The 2673-nt window shown below is 65.8% G+C and carries 2 protein-coding genes; both read right to left on the bottom strand.

Annotated elements, in window-relative coordinates; all coding sequences use genetic code 11:
* On the bottom strand, window positions 1–1349 hold a 1349-nt coding region (gatB, locus tag ACLFQI_RS13265; RefSeq protein WP_410760031.1), incomplete at its 3' end, for an Asp-tRNA(Asn)/Glu-tRNA(Gln) amidotransferase subunit GatB.
* A 184-nt stretch (window positions 1350–1533) separates the two neighbouring features.
* Window positions 1534–2673 (bottom strand): ribonucleoside-diphosphate reductase subunit alpha (locus tag ACLFQI_RS13270; protein WP_410760033.1); only part of this gene is annotated, 1140 nt, incomplete at its 5' end.

Raw genomic sequence — 2673 nt, forward strand, 5'->3', positions numbered from 1 at the left:
AACACCTTCTCCTTGCCGGCCCGGTATTGCTCGACCTGCTGCGGGTTGGCGGCGATGATCGCGTCGATCATCCGCTCGATGGCGCCGCTGTCGGTGATCTGCTTCAGGCCCTTGGCCTCGATGATCCGGTCGGCATCGCCTTCGCCGGCCCAGATCGCCTCGAACACCTGTTTGGCGATCTTGCCGGAGAGGGTGTCGTCCTGGATGCGCTTGATCAGCCCGGCGAGCTGTTCGCTGCTCACCGGGCTCTCGCTGATCTCGAGCCCGGCCTTGTTCAGGGCCGCCGCAAGGGCGCCGTTGATCCAGTTGGCGGCGAGCTTGGCATCGCCGGTGAGGTCGACCACCGACTCATAATAGCCAGCGGTCGCTCGGCTTGCGGTGAGCAGCGCGGCGTCGTAGTCGCTGATGCCATAGGCGTCCCGGAAGCGCTGCCGCATCGCATCGGGCAGCTCCGGCAGGTCGGCGGTCGCCTCGGCAATGAAGGCGGCGTCGAGTTCGACCGGCAGCAGGTCGGGGTCGGGGAAATAGCGATAATCGTTGGCCTCCTCCTTGGTGCGCATCGAGCGCGTCTCGTCCTTGTCGGCGTCGTAGAGTCGGGTCTCCTGGACCACGCTGCCGCCGTCCTCGAGCAGCTCGATCTGGCGCTCGATCTCGAACCGGATCGCCCGCTGCAGGAAGCGGAACGAGTTGATGTTCTTGATCTCGGCGCGGGTGCCGAAGGGCTCGCCAGGACGCCGCACCGAGACATTGGCATCGACCCGGAACGAGCCTTCCTGCATGTTGCCGTCGCTGATGCCGATCCAACGCACCAGCTGATGGATCTTGCGCGCGTAGGCGACCGCTTCCTCGGCCGAGCGCAGATCCGGCTCGGAGACGATCTCCAGCAACGGCGTGCCGGCCCGATTGAGGTCGATGCCGGTGAGACCGCCGCCGGCGCCGGAGAAGCTCTCGTGCAGCGATTTGCCGGCGTCTTCCTCGAGATGCGCGCGGGTGATGCCGATGGTCTTGACCGCGCCGTCATCGAGCACGATCTCGATCTGACCGCGGCCGACGATCGGCAGCTCGTACTGGCTGATCTGATAGCCCTTGGGCAGATCCGGGTAGAAGTAATTCTTGCGCGCGAACACCGAGCGCGGAGCGATCTCGGCGGCGATGGCGCGCCCGAACTGCACCGCGCGCTGCACCGCGCCTTGGTTCAGCACCGGCAGCACGCCGGGCAGGCCGAGGTCGATCGCGCAGGCCTGCGTGTTCGGCTCGGCGCCAAAGGCCGTCGAGGCGCCGGAGAAGATCTTCGATTCTGTCGCGAGCTGGGTATGGATCTCCAGCCCGATCACGGGTTCCCATTGCATGCGGATTCGGTTCTCGTCGAGTGGATCGTCGCGCGCTCGCCGCTGCTGGGCTGGGCCGGCTGGCGTCTGGCTGCGGATAACCATCCATTCTAGCCCAACTCGCCGCGCGCCGATCGAAAGGCCGCGCGCGTCATCGCCTCCTGAGCCGGTGCTGCCGAATCCTGGCCGGATTCTCCGCCGTGCCTCACTGACAGCTTTCACAGTCCGGTTCATCGATCGAGCAGGCCTTGGGGGCGGTGTCGACAGGCCTGCCGCCGCCATTCGATTTCGCCTTGCCGGCGGATGGATAGGCACCGCCAACCGCCGAGAGCCGATTCGCCTTGCTCGCATCCGTCATGGTCGATTTCTCGACGTGGGTCGCGCCCATCGAGCGCAGGTAGTAGGTGGTCTTCAGCCCGCGCACCCAGGCCAGCTTGTAGAGGTTGTCGAGCCTCTTGCCGCTCGGCTCGCTCATGTAGAGGTTCAGGCTCTGCGCCTGATCGAGCCACTTCTGGCGCCGGCTGCCGGCCTCGACCAGCCAGCGCGGATCGATCTCGAAGGCGGTCGCGTAGAGCTGCTTCAGCTCGTCGGGGATGCGGTCGATCTGCTGCAGGCTGCCGTCGTAGTACTTGAGGTCGCTGACCATGACGCTGTCCCAGAGCCCGAGCGCCTTCAGGTCGCGCACCAGGTAGGGGTTGACGATGGTGAACTCGCCCGAGAGGTTCGATTTGACGAACAGATTCTGGTAGGTCGGCTCGATCGACTGGCTGACGCCGACGATGTTGCTGATGGTCGCGGTCGGCGCGATCGCCAGACAGTTGCTGTTGCGCATGCCGACGCTCTGCACCCGCTCGCGCAGGCGGTTCCAATCCAGGGTGGTGCTGCTGTCCATCTCCAGATAGCCGCCGCGACCCTCGGCGAGGCGCTGGATGCTGTCGATCGGCAGGATGCCCTGGCTCCAGAGGCTGCCATCGAAGCTCTGATAGCGCCCGCGCTCGGCGGCGAGATCGCTGCTGGCCTCGATCGCGTAGTAGCTCAGCGCCTCCATGCTGTGATCGGCGAAGCGCACCGCGTCCTGGCTAGCGTAGGGGATGCGCAGCGCGTAGAGCGCATCCTGGAAGCCCATCAGGCCCAAGCCGACCGGGCGGTGGCGGAGGTTGGCATTGCGCGCCTGCGGGACGTTGTAGAAGTTGTAGTCGATGACGTTGTCGAGCATCCGCATCGCGGTGCGCACGGTCTTGCGCAGCTTGGCGGTGTCGAGGCCGCGCTCGCTCACATGGGCGGCCAGATTGACCGAACCGAGGTTGCAGACCGCGATCTCCCGATCATTGGTGTGCAGGGTAAT

Source organism: Halochromatium sp. (assembly GCF_046541315.1).
Classification (GTDB): Bacteria; Pseudomonadota; Gammaproteobacteria; order Chromatiales; family Chromatiaceae; genus Lamprobacter.